This window comes from Pseudomonas azerbaijanoccidentalis (assembly GCF_019145495.1).
Taxonomy (GTDB): domain Bacteria; phylum Pseudomonadota; class Gammaproteobacteria; order Pseudomonadales; family Pseudomonadaceae; genus Aquipseudomonas; species Aquipseudomonas azerbaijanoccidentalis.
Genome location: NZ_JAHSTU010000008.1, coordinates 148679 through 163417, shown reverse-complemented (window position 1 = coordinate 163417; position 14739 = coordinate 148679). Strand labels below are relative to the sequence as shown.

Below are 14739 nucleotides of genomic sequence, written 5' to 3'. Positions count from 1 at the left end.
TACATGTGGAAGGTTCCCGTGACTCAGAAGCCCGACCAGTGTCTTGGTGAATGGATCGACCGTGAAGCACTCGCAGAAGCGATGATCCCGCTTATCGGTCAGCTCTACCGCAATAACAACGTGGTGAGCTCGATCTATGGCCGCAGCCTGATCAATCGTTCAGTCATTGCGATTCTCAAAGCTCACCGCTTTGCTCGTCACCGTCAGTCCGACGATTCCGAGCTGTCCGTCCACGAAACATTCCCGTTGATCAAAGCGATGAGCGAGCTCAAGCTCGGCGCCGCTTCGGTTGACCTGGGCAAGCTGGCGGCCAAATTCAAGGCCGAAGGCAATGGCCGTACTGCCGAGCAGTTCGTCCGCGAAGAACTGGCTGACGTGGTTGGTCAGCAGAACGCTTCCGCCCGCAAAGGCACCGACGTTGTCCTGTACGGCTTCGGTCGTATCGGCCGTCTGCTGGCGCGCATCCTGATCGAGAAAACCGGTGGTGGCGACGGCCTGCGACTGCGCGCCATCGTGGTCCGCAAGGGCGCCGAGAACGACCTGGTCAAGCGTGCCAGCCTGTTGCGTCGCGACTCGGTGCATGGTCCGTTCGATGGCACCATCACCATTGATGAAGCCAACAACACCATCACCGCCAACGGCAACCTGATCCAGGTGATCTACGCCAAGAGCCCGGCCGAAGTCGACTACACCCAGTACGGCATCGAAAACGCTCTGATCGTCGACAACACCGGTGTATGGCGTGACGCCGATGGCCTGGGCCAGCACCTGGCCTGCCCGGGCGCCGCCCGCGTGATCCTCACCGCACCAGGCAAGGGCGCGCTGAAGAACATCGTGCACGGTATCAACCACGGCGAAATCACCGCAGACGACAAGATCATCTCGGCGGCTTCCTGCACCACCAACGCCATCGTGCCGGTGCTCAAGGCAGTCAACGACAAGTTCGGCATCGTCAACGGCCACGTCGAAACCGTTCACTCGTTCACCAACGACCAGAACCTGATCGACAACTTCCACAAGGGCAGCCGTCGTGGCCGCGCCGCGCCGCTGAACATGGTTATCACCGAAACCGGTGCTGCCACCGCAGCCGCCAAGGCGCTGCCAGTGCTCAAGGGCAAGCTGACCGGTAACGCGATTCGCGTTCCTACGCCGAACGTGTCGATGGCCATCCTGAACCTGAACCTGGAAAAGGCCACCACTCGCGAAGAGATCAACGAGTACCTGCGTCAGATGGCCATGCACTCGGATCTGCACAAGCAGATCGACTACGTGAGCTCCCAGGAAGTGGTTTCCACCGACTTCGTTGGCTCGCGCCACGCAGGCGTTGTGGACGCTGAAGCGACCATCACCCAAGACAACCGCGTTGTTCTGTACGTTTGGTACGACAACGAATTCGGTTACAGCTGCCAGGTGGTTCGCGTGATGGAAGACATGGCCGGTGTAAACCCGCCAGCTTTCCCGCGCTAAGCCTTAGCCGCACATGAAACGCCCCGACTTTGGTCGGGGCGTTTTTGTTTGTAACATCAAAAGATCGCAGCCTTCGGCAGCTCCTACAAAGGTACATTCGTATGCAATCCTGTAGGAACTGCCGAAGGCTGCGATCTTTTATCAGGGCATCAGAAAATGTGAGATTGTTTTTGAGCGGATGGAAGTTTTTTTTTCTGGCGCTGATGGGGGTTTTATCCGCCTGCGGCAACGGCGACACGCTGGAAAGCTTCGGCGGCCCGACCATGGGCAGCACTTATTCGATCAAGTATGTGCGCCATGCCGGCCTTCCGGCGCCGGATGAAGTTCGCGTCAAGGTTGAGCAGATCCTCGCCGACATTGACCGGCAAATGTCGACCTACCGCAGCGACTCGGACATCGAACGCTTCAACCAGTTGCCCGCCAATCACTGTCAGAAAATGCCCGCGCCGGTCCTCGAATTGGTTCGCGTGGGTGAGCAACTGGCGGTGCAAAGCGATGGTTCCTACGATCTGACGGTGGAGCCATTGCTAAACCTTTGGGGGTTTGGTCCGCAGGCTCGTGGGGAAAAAATCCCGACAGCCGAAGCGCTCGCCGAAGCCCGCAAGCGTGTCGGTCACCAACACTTGCGAATCGAGGGCGATCGGTTGTGCAAGGACACCGCCGTCGAGGTTGACTTCGACAGCATCGCTGCCGGTTATGCGGTGGACACGATTGCCGCCAGTCTCGAGGCGATGGGCATCCATGACTACCTCGCCGAGGCTACGGGTGAGCTCAAGGCGTCCGGCAAGAAACCCGATGGCTCGCCGTGGCGCATCGCTCTGGAAGAGCCTCGCGACGATCAACAGGTGGCCGAACGCATTATCACCGTCGACGGTTACGGTGTTTCCACGTCCGGTGACTACCGTAATTATTTCGAACAGGGCGGCCGGCGTTTTTCCCACACCTTCGATGCCCTCACCGGTGCACCGGTCTCACACACGCTGGCGTCCGTCACGGTCATTCATCCTTCAGCGTTGATGGCCGATGGCTTATCCACGTTGTTGCTGATTCTCGGCCCGCAGCGCGGCTGGGACTACGCAGAAAAACACGATGTCGGCGCATTTTTTGTGATTCGTGCCGATACAGGTTTCGTCACACGCAGTAATCATGCTTTTGAGCGCCTCAGTGGCAAAAAGACCGAGTGATTGTGGCGATTCAAGCATTGAGAACTGGCGTTGTAGCGCAGGCAAAAGTAGCCTACGACGCGACCAAGGGTTAATGTGCGCGGCGTTGACGCTTCTATAGACTGTGTCCGGGTTCTGCACTGGCCCCAAATTGTTCCTTCACGCCACAGATCGGCGTGATTTAGCCGCAGGTGCCGATGGCGCCGCGGCCTGTTCTGAGGAGTACGCATGGCTGTCTACAACTACGACGTGGTGGTGTTGGGTTCCGGCCCGGCGGGAGAAGGCGCGGCAATGAACGCCGCCAAAGCAGGGCGCAAGGTGGCGATGGTCGATAGCCGTCGCCAGGTCGGCGGCAACTGCACTCACTTGGGCACCATCCCGTCCAAGGCACTGCGTCACTCGGTCCGGCAGATCATGCAGTTCAACACCAACCCGATGTTCCGGGCGATTGGTGAGCCGCGCTGGTTCTCGTTCCCGGACGTTCTGAAAAGCGCCGAGAAAGTCATCTCCAAGCAAGTCGCCTCGCGCACCGGATATTACGCCCGTAACCGCGTCGACGTGTTCTTCGGCACCGGCAGTTTCGCTGACGAGCAAACCATCGAAGTAGTCTGCGCCAACGGTGTGGTCGAAAAACTGGTGGCCAAGCACATCATCATTGCCACCGGTTCGCGCCCTTATCGCCCGGCGGACATCGATTTCCATCACCCGCGTATCTACGATAGCGACACCATCCTCAGCCTCGGCCACACCCCGCGCAAACTCATCGTTTACGGCGCCGGCGTGATCGGTTGCGAATACGCCTCGATCTTCAGTGGTCTGGGTGTATTGGTTGAATTGGTGGACAACCGTGGTCAGTTGCTGAGCTTCCTCGACTCGGAAATTTCCCAGGCGCTGAGCTACCACTTCAGCAACAACAACATCACGGTTCGCCACAACGAAGATTATGACCGCGTCGAAGGCGTGGACAACGGCGTGATCCTGCACCTCAAGTCCGGCAAGAAGATCAAGGCAGACGCCTTGCTCTGGTGCAACGGCCGTACCGGTAACACCGATCAGCTGGGGTTGGAAAACATTGGCGTGAAGGTCAATGGCCGTGGCCAGATCGAAGTTGACGAAAACTATCGCACCGGGATCCAGAACATTTATGGCGCCGGTGATGTGATCGGCTGGCCTAGCCTGGCCAGCGCCGCACACGACCAGGGTCGTTCGGCGGCGGGCAGCATCGTCGATAACGGCAGCTGGCGCTTCGTCAATGACGTGCCGACTGGCATCTACACCATCCCGGAGATCAGCTCGATCGGCAAGAACGAGCAAGAGCTGACCCAGGCCAAGGTGCCGTACGAAGTGGGCAAGGCGTTCTTCAAGAGCATGGCGCGTGCGCAGATCGCCGGCGAGCCGCAAGGCATGCTGAAGATCCTGTTCCACCGTGAAACCCTGGAAGTGCTGGGCGTTCACTGCTTCGGTTATCAGGCGTCGGAAATCGTGCACATCGGCCAGGCGATCATGAACCAGCCGGGCGAATTGAACACGCTGAAGTACTTCGTCAACACCACGTTCAACTACCCGACCATGGCCGAAGCCTATCGGGTAGCGGCGTACGACGGCCTCAACCGGCTTTTTTGACGGGCTCCGGCCGGTGGCCTGAGCCGGCCGGGGAGACCGATTTCAGCAATTCTCGAGCGTGGCAGTGGCCAAACCGGGAAAGTCTGTAATCAGGCTGTCAACGCCGAAGTCGGCGAGTCTGCGCATCAGCGCGGGCTCGTTGACTGTCCACACCGACACATGCAGCCCCTGACGCTGCGCCTTCTGCAGGCGTTCCGGTGTGCACAAGGTCCAGTTCAACGCCAGAATCTCACAGCCATAGCTTTGCGCGACCTTCAGCGGGTCGAGCCAGGCGTACTCGGCTACCAGTCCTCGGGAAACGTCCGGCACCAGGTCCAGCGCCGCCTTCAGCACTTCACGCGAGCTTGAGGTGATCGTCACCTTATCCAGCAAACCATGCCGTTGCGCCATTTCGCGAATCGCCAGTACAGTGGTTGCGGCGCGGGTGCGTGACGCACTTTTGACTTCCAGTTGCCAGTGCTCGAAATCGCATTGCTCGAACAATTGCTCCAGCGTCGGGATCGGGCAAGGCTTGATCCAGCCCGGGCCACCCTTGCGCGCGTCGTAAGTCACCAGCTCCGCCGCCGTGTGTTCGGCGACCTTGCCACGCCGGTCGGTGGTGCGCTTGAGTGTCGGGTCGTGAATGACCATCAACTCGCCGTCCTTGGACAGGTGCAAGTCCAGTTCGCAACGGCGCACGCCGTGCTTGAGACATTCCTGAAAACCGGTCAGGGTATTTTCCGGTGCTTCGCCCTTGGCGCCGCGATGGCCGTAGATGAGGGTCACGGTTCTTCCTTAAATTAATTGCCTGATTCGAGTTGTTCGCGGGCCAGACGTCGTTCCTGGGCCTGCTTCTGCAAGATATGGCGGGCCAACAGTTGCCGCTGGGCGTCGGTCAGGTGCTCGAACTCGGTGCCGACATCAAAGCCATCGCCCTTTCGGTCGCAGTGAGTGACCCGCGCGCGCAGCAACAAACCCAGGGCCTGCGGCATCAGCACCAGTTTGACCGACAGGCGTGAGCCGGCGGCGATAGGGGTGGGGTGCTGAAAGTCGATGCCGCCCTCGGAGATGATCACCGGTTGCGGTTCGCCAATTTGCCCGAGCACCGTCAGCGCGATGACCTGGCTCAGCAGATCGATGCGTTTGTTCTGGGATTTCAAGAATGCGGCAATATTGCGGTCGCGCTCATTGATCTGGCGCAACAGGTGCTGCGACTCGAATTCGCTCAGGTGCAATTCACTGAGCAGGTTGAAGAGGGGGGAAGCATCCTGCAACACTTCCTGGCCTGTGGCTTCGGTAGCGGACAGGGGCCGAATTTCCAGTGCGATCGTGTCCTCGATACGGTAGTATTCGCGGCGATCTTCTTCATCTAATGTCGACATGGCGAACCCATGGTAGCGGCGGTGGTCTGAGTGTAAAGCTGGTTATCAACCCCCGCCACAAGGACGTTCCTTTTCCCTCCGAACAAGCCCCGACATGTTCAGACCTCTCTTCGTATTTATCGGCACGCGTTACACCCGTGCAAAGCGTCGCAATCATTTTGTGTCATTCATTTCCCTGACTTCGATGATCGGGCTCGCCCTTGGCGTGGTCGTGATGATCGTCGTGCTGTCGGTGATGAATGGCTTCGATCATGAGATGCGCACCCGCGTGCTGGGCATGGTGCCCCACGCCACCCTCGAATCCGGTGAAGCCATCAGTGATTGGCAAAGCCTGGCTGCCAAGGTCAAGCAGAACCCGCAGGTGACGGCCGTCGCGCCGTTTACGCAAATGCAGGGGTTGCTGACCAATAACGGCAAAGTCTCCAAAGTGCTGCTCAATGCCATCGACCCGGCGCTGGAACGCCAGGTCTCGATCATTGATAACTTCATGACGCAGGGCAAACTCGACGATCTGGTGCCGGGCGAGTTCGGTATCGTGATCGGTGACAAGGCAGCGGCGAAGCTCGGTGCGGCGATCGGCGACAAGTTGACGTTCGTGGCGCCGGAAGTCACCGTGACGCCGGCCGGGATGTTCCCGCGCATGAAGCGCTTTACCGTCGTGGGCATCTTCCACGTTGGCGCGGGCGAGCTCGATGGCTACCTGGGTGTTACCAACCTTCAGGACCTGGCCCGTTTGCATCGCTGGAAACCCGATCAGGTCCAGGGCCTGCGCCTGAAGTTCGATGACCTGTTCCAGGCACCGCGTACGGCGTGGAATATTGCCCGGGATCTCGGCGAGGATCATTTCTACGCCCGCGACTGGACGCGCACCCACGGCAATCTGTATCAGGCGATCCGCATGGAAAAGGCCATGATCGGCCTGTTGTTGCTGCTGATCGTTGCTGTCGCCGCCTTCAACATCATTTCCACGCTGGTGATGGTGGTGAACGACAAGAAGGGCGACATCGCGATCCTGCGCACACTGGGCGCCACGCCGGGCACGATCATGCGCACGTTCATGGTGCAAGGCACGGTGATTGGCGTGGTCGGCACGGCGATCGGTGCCGTGGTCGGCATCTTCGCCGCGTTGAACGTCAGTGCCGCGATCTCGGCCCTCGAAGGCTTGATCGGGCACAAATTCCTCAACGCTGACGTGTACTTCATTGATTACCTGCCGTCGCAAGTGCAGAGCCAGGACGTTGTGATGGTCTGTTCTGCGGCGTTGGTCCTGAGTTTCCTCGCCACCCTGTATCCAGCCTGGCGTGCTGCGCGCACCCAGCCTGCGGAGGCGCTACGTTATGAGTGAGTCGGGCATGAGTGAAAAAGCAATCCTGAGCTGCCGCAGCCTGGGCAAATCCTACGAGGAAGGCCCGGAGTCGGTGGAAGTGTTGGCCGGTCTTCAACTGGAGTTGCACCCGGGTGAGCGTGTGGCGATTGTCGGCAAATCGGGTTCGGGCAAAAGTACCTTGCTCAACCTGCTGGGCGGTCTGGACACACCGACCCAGGGCAGCGTCTGGCTCGACGGCGAAGAACTCTCGGCACTGAGCGAGAAGAAGCGTGGCCTGCTGCGTAACCGCGCCCTCGGCTTCGTGTACCAGTTCCACCACTTGCTGCCGGAATTCACTGCGCTGGAAAACGTCTGCATGCCGTTGCTGATCGGCAAGACGCCGATTCCAGAAGCGCGCCAGCGTGCCACGGCGTTGCTGGAGCGGGTAGGGCTGGGCCATCGCCTGGAACACAAACCGGCTGAACTGTCCGGTGGCGAGCGTCAGCGTGTCGCCATCGCCCGGGCGCTGGTGAACAATCCTGGCCTGGTGATGCTCGACGAGCCGACCGGCAATCTCGACTCCCACACCGCCCAGGGCATTCAGGACTTGATGCTGGAACTCAGCACCTCAATGCGCACGGCGTTCCTGGTGGTGACCCACGACATGAACCTGGCCCGCCAGATGGACCGCGTCCTGCATTTGCAGGAAGGCTGCCTGACTCCTATCTAACGGATTGAAACCCGAGGCCTGAAAAGGCCTCGGGTCTTTTATTTTTATACGGTGCCCCAGCGAATGTTCAGACCGTTATCGATCTTTATCGGCACGCGCTATACCCGCGCCAAGCGCCGCAATCGCTTCGTTTCCTTCATCTCGATGACTTCGATGATCGGCCTCGCCCTGGGTGTGCTGGCGATGATCGTGGTGCTGTCGGTGATGAACGGCTTCCAGCGTGAAATGAGCTCGCGGATCCTCGGCATGGTGCCGCATGCGACCATCGTCGGTGTAAACCCGATTGATGACTGGCAGCCTGTCGCGGCGGCTGCGATGAAAAACCCCGAAGTGACCGCGGCCGTACCGTTTACCGAGATGGAAGGCATGCTGTCCTACAAGGGCACGATGCAGCCGATCCAGGTCAGCGGCGTTGATCCGGCACTGGAAGGGCAGGTGTCGATCGTCGCCAAGCACATCGTCCAGGGGCGTCTCGATGCCTTGAAACCGGGTGAGTTCGGCGTGGTGATCGGCGAGATCACGGCGCGCCGCTTCCGCTTGAACGTGGGCGACAAGATCACCCTGATCGTGCCGGAAGTCAGCACTGCGCCAGGCGGTATTACGCCACGCATGCAACGCTTGAACGTGGTCGGTGTGTTCAAGGTGGGTGCCGAGCTCGATGGCAGCATGGCGCTGATCCACATGGCCGATGCCGCGCAAATGCAACACTGGGAACCGAACCAGGTACAGAGCGTGCGCTTGGCGGTGAAGGATTTGTACGCGGCACCAAAGGTGTCGAGTGACATCGCCACCGGGCTCGGCGCGGCTTACAAGGCGGATGACTGGACCCACACCCAGGGCAGCCTGTTCAGCGCGATGAAAATGGAAAAAACCATGATCGGCCTGCTGTTGCTGATGATCGTTGCCGTGGCGGCGTTTAACATCATCGCCACCCTGATCATGGTGGTGAACGACAAGGGCGCGGACATCGCGATCCTGCGCACCATCGGCGCCACGCCACGGCAGATCATGGCCATCTTCATGGTGCAGGGCACAGTGATCGGCATCGTCGGCACCTTGATTGGCGGGGTGCTCGGCGTGATCGCAGCGCTGAACGTCAGCGAGATGGTAGGCTGGGTGGAGCGGGTCACCGGGCAGCACATTTTCAGCTCCGACGTGTATTTCGTCAGCAACTTGCCGTCTGAGCTGCAGGGTGCGGATGTGGCGTTGATCTGCTCGGCAGGGTTTATCTTGAGCTTCCTGGCGACGGTTTACCCGGCATGGCGGGCGGCGAAGATCGAGCCGGCTCACGCGTTGAGATATTCATAAGCCTCTCGACCGCAATCGCTAGCAGGCTAGCTCCTACAGGGTTTTGAGTTGTTCACACAGGTGAGATTCAACCCGTACATTGTGGGAGCTAGCCTGCTAGCGATGAGGCCGGAGCGGCTGGCCTCAATCCTTCTTGGGTAACTCCATCACAAACCGCGTCCATCCCTCAGCCGATTCGCAACGAATCTGCCCGCCATGGGCACGGATGATCGACTGAGTAATCGCCAACCCCAACCCTGCATGTTCACTGCTACCTTCCTGCCGCGCGGGATCAGCTCGGTAAAACCGATCGAACAACCGTGGCAACAACTCCGCTGAAATGCCCTTGCCGCTGTTCTGCACCGACACGCTCACGCCTTTTGGCTGATCGAGAATGGATACGCTCACATAGCCCTCAACCGGGGTAAACCGAAGCGCGTTATCCAGTAAGTTCGACAAGGCCCGGCGCAACATGCTGCGATCACCCTCGATCCGTGCATTGCCGTCACGGCTCAGTTTTACCTGCGCGTCTTCCGCCAACGGCGCAAAGAACTCCAGCAAAAGGTCTGCTTCTTCCGCCAGTTGTAGCGGCTCGCATTTGGGCATCAACAAGCCGTGATCGGCTTTCGCCAGATAAAGCATGTCATTGACCAGTTGCGCCATCCATTGCAGCTCTTCGAGATTGCTGTGCAGTGCTTCGCGATAGTCTTCGATGGGCCGGGGGCGGGTGAGGGTGACTTGAGTGTGGGTCAGCAGGTTCGACAGCGGCGTGCGCAGTTCATGGGCGATGTCGGCGGAAAACGCGGACAGCCGTTGGAAAGAGTCGTCGAGGCGTCCGAGCATGGCGTTGAAGTTGTGGGCCATTTCCGCCAACTCCGGCGGCATGTTTTCTTCCGGCAGGCGCGCATTGAGCGATTGTGCTGATACGCCGCTGGCAACCGCACTGATGCGCCGCAATGGGCGCAACCCGCTGCGCGCCGCCCAGGCACCGAGCAGGGCAGTGGCCAGGGCCGACAGGCCAACGGTCAGCCAGATCAAGTGCTGCATGCGTTGCAGGAAATGCTGGTGATGGGTGATGTCCAGCAACAGCGTCAGTTGCGGCGAATCGGGTTTGTCAGCGAGCAGCGGTGCGTTGAGCACGCGGTAATCGGTGCCGTCGTCGTTGAGCTTCGACAGGCCTGGTGTTTGCGGGAGTTTGTCCGGCAGCTGCGGCGAGCTGTCGTACCAGCGCCGACCGTCGCTGCCGGTGATGCGCAACGAAAGATCCGCTTGCCGGCTCAACTCATCGGCGAGTTTGACTTGGCTGTCGCTCGATTGAAGATCGTGCAATGCCCGCCGCAGGCCCAGTAGCTTGCTGTCCAGCAGTTGCTGATCAAGCTCAATGAAATGCGCCTCGCTGGCGCGGCTGAACAACACCCCGGCAAACAGTGAAACAACGGCGGTGCAGGCCGCAAACAGCAACGCCAGGCGACTGCTCAAGGACAATCGGCGCATCAGGCGGGGCGCTCTTCGAGCACATAACCCATGCCACGCACGGTGTGGATCAGTTTGTTGGGGAACTCGTCGTCGATCTTCAGGCGCAATCGGCGGATCGCAACCTCGATGACATTGGTGTCGCTGTCGAAATTCATGTCCCAGACCTGGGAGGCGATCAACGATTTGGACAGGACTTCGCCCTGGCGACGCAGGAGCATTTCCAGCAGGGCGAATTCCTTGGCCGTCAGATCGATGCGCTGGCCGTTGCGTTCTACCCGGCGGCGAATCAGATCCAGGCGCAGGTCAGCCAGTTGCAGGCTGGTTTCCTGGGGCGATGCGCTGCCTCGGCGCAATAGGCTGCGCACCCTCGCCAGCAGCTCGGAGAACGCAAATGGCTTGACCAGATAGTCGTCGGCGCCCAGTTCGAGGCCGTGAACCCGGTCTTCCACCGCGTCCCGCGCGGTGAGGAACAGCACCGGCGTATCAAGGCCCGCATTGCGCACGGCTTGCAGAATCTGCCAGCCATCGCGGCCAGGCAGCATCACGTCGAGGATCAGCAAGGCGTACTCGCCGCTCAATGCCAGTTGCTGGCCGGTGTTGCCGTCGGCCACCAGTTCGGTGTTGAACCCGGCCTCAGCCAGGCCCTGGCGCAAGTAGTGGCCGGTTTTCGGTTGGTCTTCGACGATCAGCAGTTTCATGGGCGGCTCGGGGCAATGGAACGAACGCTTTATACCGTGGGCGCCGACGGTGCGGGCCAACCTGACAAAGTTGTAATCTGGCTGTCAGGTTACGGGCAGTGATCGCAGTTTAGAGTTTTCCACAGGCTGAACCTTATCTTGTTGGAGTACGACTATGTTTTTGCGCAAATCGCTGGTGACCATCGCGTGTCTGTTCACGCTGAGCTCGCCTGCATGGGCTGACCCGGCGCACACCTACGACTTTGGCCAGTCAGCCCCGGCCACCAAGGCAAGCCGCAGTGTCGAAGTGGTGATGGGCGACATGTCGTTCAACCCCAAGGCCATCGAGATCAAGGCCGGTGAAACCGTGCGTTTCGTGCTGGTGAACAAAGGCCAATTGCTGCACGAATTCAACCTGGGTGACGCCGCGATGCATGCCCGGCACCAGCAGGAAATGTTGCAGATGCAACAAAGCGGCATGCTGACGCCGACAGGCGTGAAGGCAATGGACCACGGCGCCATGGCCGGTATGGATCACGGTTCAATGGGGCACGACATGAAACACGATGACCCTAACAGCGTACTCGTCGAACCGGGTCAAACGGCGGAACTGACCTGGACCTTCAGCAAGGCCACCAGCCTTGAATTTGCCTGCAACATCCCCGGCCATTATCAGGCGGGCATGGTTGGCAAATTGACTGTCAGTCAGTAAGCACTCAAAGGCGGGCACAAAGGCTGATAGAATCCGCTGATTCTTCAGTCAGGTTTCCGCCATGCATCCCGCAGCCGAACACTCGCCGCTGGGCAAATCCAGCGAATACATCGCCACTTACACGCCGTCCTTGCTGTTCCCGATCCCGCGTACCGCGAAGTGGGCAGAGCTGGGCCTGACGGCTGAAACCCTGCCTTATAAAGGCGTCGACTTCTGGAATTGCTTCGAGCTGTCGTGGCTGTTGCCTTCGGGCAAGCCGGTGGTGGCGATTGGCGAGTTCAGCATCCCGGCGGACTCGCCGAACATCATTGAGTCGAAGTCGTTCAAGCTGTACCTCAACTCGTTGAACCAGACGCCGTTTGCCGACACTGCCACCCTCGAAGCGACGCTGGTCAAAGACCTGTCGGCCGCCGCCGGCAAACCGGTTGGCGTACGCATTCGCAGCCTCAAGGATGTCGAGAACGAAGGCGTCGTGGCCTTGCCGGGCTTATGCATCGATGAGCTGGATATCAGCGTCAGCAACTACGAGCATCCACGGCCGGAACTGCTGCGTTGCGATGATTCGCGCATTGTCGAGGAGAGCGTGCACAGCCATTTGCTCAAGTCCAACTGCCCGGTCACCAGCCAGCCAGACTGGGGCAGCGTGGCGGTGGAATACCGCGGCGCGGCACTGGATCACGCCAGCCTGCTGGAATACATCGTCAGCTTCCGCCAACACTCGGACTTCCATGAGCAATGCGTGGAGCGGATTTTCCTCGATCTGCAGCGGTTGCTGAAACCGGAAAAGCTGACCGTGTATGCACGTTACGTGCGCCGTGGCGGGTTGGATATCAACCCGTATCGCAGCACTGAAAACGTACAGCTGCCGAACCATCGACTGGTCCGCCAGTAACATCAAAAGATCGCAGCCTTCGGCAGCTCCTACTCTGCATTTCTCAGGTAGGAGTTGCCGAAGGCTGCGATCCTTTTCTAGTAAATGAAAAAGCCCCGCTATCGCTAGCGGGGCTTTTTGTGTCTGGCGGGTTCAGATTCCCATGCTGTGCAGGGCCGTGCCAATACGGCGCAGGGCGTCGGCGAGGGTAGGGTGTTCGAGTTCGAAGCGTTCGACGGCAAGGTTGACGTTATCGGCGAGGTTGGTGTCCTTGGTTCTGTTTTCGAGATCAAGTTCCAGTTCGATCTGCTGCATCAGTAGGTGCAGTTCTTCGCGCTCGGGTTCGGACAGCGGAGGATTCTTATCCAATTGCTCGCGCAGGGCATTGAGCTGTTCTTGCAGTTCGCGGGCAGGCATGGCGTTCTTCCTTCTCTCGATTGGCACTGGCATAGACCGCAGCGACACGCCAAAGGTCTATGGCTGACCTTAAGATTAATCCACTCCTGCATAACCTGCATGCTTGATAAGTGCGAAGCCGCGATCAGGGCTTTTCACCTTTGAGCCGGCGCAGGCTGATGTCCGCCAGACAGGTGTCGAGTTCACCGAGGTGATCGATCACTGAATGCACGCCCAGGCCGAACAGCTGCACGGTGGCCTTGCCGCGTTTGATGTCTCTTTCCTGCGGCGAAAGGGCTTGCCATTGCGCAGGCGACAAACCGCACAGCGAACCGCAGGACGCCAGGCCGATGGTCCACAGGCCGGCGTTGAGTCCCGATTGCAGCAGGCGCGGTTCGCCACTGACCAATACGCAGCCATCGAGGCGGGCGACGTTCAGGGCCATCAAGGCTTGCCAGCACGCATGGGGTGCCGGCCAAGGAATGTTTGTTGCAAGGTGTTGCGAGGGTCTGATCCATTCCGGCAAAGCGACTGCCAGGGATTGGCTGACGGCAGGCGGCAGTTCATCGAGCCATGCGCACGGTATTTGCTGGCGCTGCAAGCTGTGCAGGCTGTCGAGAGCGCCCGGGGTGGCCTCGCTGTGCTCGGCCGAATGAGCGCCGTTCAGACGCGTGTGAGCGCCGAAATCCACCAGGCAACCACTGAGCCCGAACAGCACGGCAGTCAGGTTTGGCGTAGTTTGAGGCTTGGTTTCGGCGTGCGGCATGTCAACGTCCCTGAAATAGCCTCGAGGCTAGTGGGTGGCGATGACAGTTGAGTGACACGGATGTGAACCGATCACAAACAGCCAAATCCCGAATCAGCCCTTGGGGGCATGCTGCCTAAAGCGACCTTTCCGTCTTATACTATCGGTCTTTGCGCCAGGCTCAGCGCCCGGCAACGGAACAATCCAAGGAGTTTTTATATGCGCTGGAGCAATCATTTCGCTCAGCTATGTGTGTGTGCCAGCGTGTTGCTGGTTCCGTTCGTTGCCCAGGCAGCGTCGGAAGACGATCCTTGGGAAAGCATCAACCGTCCGATCTACAAATTCAACGACGTGCTCGACACCTATGCCCTGAAGCCATTGGCCCAAGGGTATCAATTCGTGACGCCGCAGTTCCTTGAAGACGGCATCCACAACATGTTCCGCAACGTCGGCGATGTCACCAACCTCGCCAACGATATCTTGCAGGCCAAGCCTGCGGCGGCCGGTGTCGACACCGCGCGTTTGATCTTCAACACCACCTTCGGCCTGCTGGGCTTCTTCGACGTCGGGACCAAGATGGGCCTGCAGCGTAACGACGAAGACTTCGGCCAAACGCTCGGTTACTGGGGTGTCGGCAGTGGTCCGTACGTGATGCTGCCACTGTTGGGGCCAAGCACCGTGCGTGATGCACCTTCGAAATTCGTCGACGGTTACACCGGCCCGTACCGCTACATCAACGATGTGCCGGTGCGTAACTCGATCTTCGCCCTGAACATTGTCGATACCCGTGCGAACTTGCTGTCGTCCGAGAAGTTGATCACCGGTGACAAGTACACGTTCATCCGAAACGCTTACCTGCAGAACCGCGAATTCAAGGTGAAAGACGGCCAGGTTGAAGACGATTTTTAATCTTTAGCGGTCAATA

General features: G+C 59.5%; 15 protein-coding genes. 9 read left to right on the top strand and 6 right to left on the bottom strand.

All coding sequences use genetic code 11. The features are described from left to right. Positions 1–3: 3 nt before the first annotated feature. The 3 genes from KVG88_RS23730 to sthA all read left to right on the top strand — a co-directional run bounded on the left by KVG88_RS23730 (position 4) and on the right by sthA (position 4253). The gene (locus KVG88_RS23730; RefSeq protein WP_150701113.1) at positions 4–1467 is read left to right on the top strand and encodes a glyceraldehyde-3-phosphate dehydrogenase; all 1464 of its coding nucleotides are present in this window, start codon (positions 4–6) and stop codon (positions 1465–1467) included. 203 nt (positions 1468–1670) lie between these two features. Continuing rightward, a complete protein-coding gene (locus KVG88_RS23725; protein ID WP_225934124.1) occupies positions 1671–2651 on the top strand; it encodes an FAD:protein FMN transferase in 981 nt (326 codons plus the stop codon). Between the two features lie 207 nt (positions 2652–2858). Then, entirely contained in the window at positions 2859–4253 is a 1395-nt protein-coding gene (sthA, locus tag KVG88_RS23720; protein ID WP_053161582.1) for a Si-specific NAD(P)(+) transhydrogenase, read from the top strand. 42 nt (positions 4254–4295) lie between these two features. On the opposite strand, the gene KVG88_RS23715 is transcribed toward sthA, so the two are convergent. Next, complete coding sequence (locus KVG88_RS23715) at positions 4296–5018, bottom strand: glycerophosphodiester phosphodiesterase (protein ID WP_217872907.1); 723 nt, start codon at positions 5016–5018, stop codon at positions 4296–4298. 14 nt (positions 5019–5032) lie between these two features. After that, a complete protein-coding gene (locus KVG88_RS23710; RefSeq protein WP_056857029.1) occupies positions 5033–5614 on the bottom strand; it encodes a PilZ domain-containing protein in 582 nt (193 codons plus the stop codon). A 94-nt stretch (positions 5615–5708) separates the two neighbouring features. Between KVG88_RS23710 and KVG88_RS23705 the strand changes: the two genes are divergently transcribed. The 3 genes from KVG88_RS23705 to KVG88_RS23695 all read left to right on the top strand — a co-directional run bounded on the left by KVG88_RS23705 (position 5709) and on the right by KVG88_RS23695 (position 8958). After that, positions 5709–6959, top strand: a complete 1251-nt coding sequence (locus KVG88_RS23705; protein WP_150701116.1) for a lipoprotein-releasing ABC transporter permease subunit — start codon at positions 5709–5711, stop codon at positions 6957–6959. A gap of 7 nt (positions 6960–6966) precedes the next feature. Continuing rightward, positions 6967–7650, top strand: coding sequence for a lipoprotein-releasing ABC transporter ATP-binding protein LolD (gene lolD, locus KVG88_RS23700; RefSeq protein WP_191630442.1), 684 nt, complete (start codon positions 6967–6969; stop codon positions 7648–7650). A gap of 63 nt (positions 7651–7713) precedes the next feature. Next, entirely contained in the window at positions 7714–8958 is a 1245-nt protein-coding gene (locus KVG88_RS23695) for a lipoprotein-releasing ABC transporter permease subunit (protein WP_217872906.1), read from the top strand. Positions 8959–9081: 123 nt separating this feature from the next. Here the strand turns inward: KVG88_RS23695 and KVG88_RS23690 are convergent, their stop codons facing one another. Both KVG88_RS23690 and KVG88_RS23685 read right to left on the bottom strand, forming a co-directional pair. Further along, positions 9082–10431, bottom strand: coding sequence for a heavy metal sensor histidine kinase (locus KVG88_RS23690; RefSeq protein WP_217872905.1), 1350 nt, complete (start codon positions 10429–10431; stop codon positions 9082–9084). Next, positions 10431–11111: a heavy metal response regulator transcription factor gene (locus KVG88_RS23685; RefSeq protein ID WP_217872904.1), complete on the bottom strand. Its 681-nt coding sequence runs from the start codon at positions 11109–11111 to the stop codon at positions 10431–10433. Before KVG88_RS23685 ends, KVG88_RS23690 begins: the two co-directional genes overlap by 1 nt. Positions 11112–11265: 154 nt before the next feature. On the opposite strand from KVG88_RS23685, the gene copI reads away from it, so the two are divergent. Together copI and queF are read left to right on the top strand one after the other, a co-directional pair. After that, a complete protein-coding gene (gene copI / locus KVG88_RS23680) occupies positions 11266–11802 on the top strand; it encodes a copper-resistant cuproprotein CopI (RefSeq protein ID WP_150701121.1) in 537 nt (178 codons plus the stop codon). 61 nt (positions 11803–11863) lie between these two features. Then, on the top strand, positions 11864–12694 hold the full coding sequence (gene queF / locus KVG88_RS23675) for an NADPH-dependent 7-cyano-7-deazaguanine reductase QueF (protein ID WP_217872903.1): 831 nt from the start codon (positions 11864–11866) through the stop codon (positions 12692–12694). A gap of 132 nt (positions 12695–12826) precedes the next feature. Here queF and KVG88_RS23670 read toward each other — a convergent pair whose 3' ends face one another. Further along, positions 12827–13090 carry a DUF4404 family protein gene (locus tag KVG88_RS23670; protein ID WP_150701123.1) on the bottom strand — a complete coding sequence of 88 codons (264 nt, stop codon included), beginning with the start codon at positions 13088–13090 and terminating at the stop codon, positions 12827–12829. A gap of 124 nt (positions 13091–13214) precedes the next feature. Beyond that, a complete protein-coding gene (gene pcrP / locus KVG88_RS23665) occupies positions 13215–13835 on the bottom strand; it encodes an HAD superfamily inactivated hydrolase PcrP (protein ID WP_217872902.1) in 621 nt (206 codons plus the stop codon). A 198-nt stretch (positions 13836–14033) separates the two neighbouring features. On the opposite strand from pcrP, the gene KVG88_RS23660 reads away from it, so the two are divergent. Continuing rightward, positions 14034–14723, top strand: coding sequence for an MlaA family lipoprotein (locus KVG88_RS23660; protein ID WP_150701125.1), 690 nt, complete (start codon positions 14034–14036; stop codon positions 14721–14723). Positions 14724–14739 lie beyond the last annotated feature (16 nt).

Coding starts and splice junctions, on each gene's coding strand:
- KVG88_RS23690 (WP_217872905.1), bottom strand. CDS start 10,431: ATGCGCCGATTGTCCTTGAGCAGTCGCCTGGCGTTGCTGTTTGCGGCC.
- copI (WP_150701121.1), top strand. CDS start 11,266: ATGTTTTTGCGCAAATCGCTGGTGACCATCGCGTGTCTGTTCACGCTG.
- KVG88_RS23710 (WP_056857029.1), bottom strand. CDS start 5,614: ATGTCGACATTAGATGAAGAAGATCGCCGCGAATACTACCGTATCGAG.
- sthA (WP_053161582.1), top strand. CDS start 2,859: ATGGCTGTCTACAACTACGACGTGGTGGTGTTGGGTTCCGGCCCGGCG.
- KVG88_RS23725 (WP_225934124.1), top strand. CDS start 1,671: ATGGGGGTTTTATCCGCCTGCGGCAACGGCGACACGCTGGAAAGCTTC.
- pcrP (WP_217872902.1), bottom strand. CDS start 13,835: ATGCCGCACGCCGAAACCAAGCCTCAAACTACGCCAAACCTGACTGCC.
- KVG88_RS23670 (WP_150701123.1), bottom strand. CDS start 13,090: ATGCCTGCCCGCGAACTGCAAGAACAGCTCAATGCCCTGCGCGAGCAA.
- KVG88_RS23730 (WP_150701113.1), top strand. CDS start 4: ATGTGGAAGGTTCCCGTGACTCAGAAGCCCGACCAGTGTCTTGGTGAA.
- KVG88_RS23695 (WP_217872906.1), top strand. CDS start 7,714: ATGTTCAGACCGTTATCGATCTTTATCGGCACGCGCTATACCCGCGCC.
- queF (WP_217872903.1), top strand. CDS start 11,864: ATGCATCCCGCAGCCGAACACTCGCCGCTGGGCAAATCCAGCGAATAC.
- lolD (WP_191630442.1), top strand. CDS start 6,967: ATGAGTGAAAAAGCAATCCTGAGCTGCCGCAGCCTGGGCAAATCCTAC.
- KVG88_RS23660 (WP_150701125.1), top strand. CDS start 14,034: ATGCGCTGGAGCAATCATTTCGCTCAGCTATGTGTGTGTGCCAGCGTG.
- KVG88_RS23685 (WP_217872904.1), bottom strand. CDS start 11,111: ATGAAACTGCTGATCGTCGAAGACCAACCGAAAACCGGCCACTACTTG.
- KVG88_RS23705 (WP_150701116.1), top strand. CDS start 5,709: ATGTTCAGACCTCTCTTCGTATTTATCGGCACGCGTTACACCCGTGCA.